2 protein-coding genes are annotated in these 1,061 nt (G+C 60.6%); both read right to left on the reverse strand.

Annotated features, from left to right (window positions below; all coding sequences use genetic code 11):
- Nucleotides 1-534, reverse strand: a 534-nt coding sequence (locus AC1DSD_RS22415) for an MBOAT family O-acyltransferase (RefSeq protein WP_478033203.1), incomplete at its 3' end; no start/stop codon positions are given.
- A gap of 176 nt (nt 535-710) precedes the next feature.
- On the reverse strand, nt 711-1,061 hold a 351-nt coding region (locus AC1DSD_RS22420; RefSeq protein WP_478033204.1), incomplete at its 5' end, for a response regulator transcription factor.

Below are 1,061 nucleotides of genomic sequence, written 5' to 3' on the forward strand. Positions count from 1 at the left end.
GCGGTCGGGCGCGCTGAATTGCGCGAGCATCTCGCGATGATGCGTGATCGGCCCGGCGATCAGGTGCGGGAAAAAGGTGATGAACAGCGCGTAGTTGAGCGGATCGCGCTCGCTGACCCGGCCACCATAGGCGTCGACCAGATAGGCGATTTGCTGGAAAGTGAAGAACGAAATGGCGAGCGGGAGGATGACGTGCGGCACCTGCCAGTCGCCGCCGAACAATTCCCGCGTCGTTTCCAGGGCGAACATCGTGTATTTGAAATAGCCGAGCAGGCAGACGTTAAAACCGATGCCAAGCGCGAGCGTAAGCTTGCTCTGCCGCCGTATGAGTAGGCCGCCGAGCCAGTAATTGACCCCCATGCTGGTCAACAGCAGCGGCAGGTTCTGCCAGCGCCACCAGCTGTAGAACACCAATGACGCAACGGTAAGCCAGGCCGCGGCGAGGCGCGGTTGATTGAATCGGGCGATGACGATGAAACCGACGAAGACGACGGGCAGGAACAGCGATATGAACTCGCTGGAATTGAACAGCATGGTCCAAATTCCCCCGTTTTGCTTGCCCCGATCGAATGACCCGAGTTTGTTGACTCGATCTGATCGCTGCGATCGCGACGAAGTCTAGCATCGCCGGTGCGACGCCCGCAGCGTTTAGGACGAATTAACCCGTAATTCCCCGCGCGCCGCCCTCGGCGCGGTGCCTGTCAGTCGAGCTACGGTAAAGCCCGATCGGCGCCGTTGCGGATCTTGCCACAGGGAGGATGCGATGAAAGTGTCTCGTTCAATCGCTCGCCGATCGCCCAGATGGCGGCCTGGGTCCTGTTCTGGACGCCGACCTTGCGAAGAATGGCCTTCACATGGATCTTCACCGTCGCCTCGCTGATCTCGAGCTGGCGCGAGATGATCTTGTTGGGTTGCCCGCTCACCAGACAGGCGAGAATTTCGATTTCCCGCAGTGACAGGCCGGCCTGCTTCATCGACTGGCTGGTGCCCGGCGACAGCCCGAGATTGGGATGCGTGGGCAGGAACTCGGCCAGGTTCGACGGCATCACCTTCTCGCCGAT

The organism is Sphingomonas sp. P4_D12 (genome assembly GCF_056401895.1).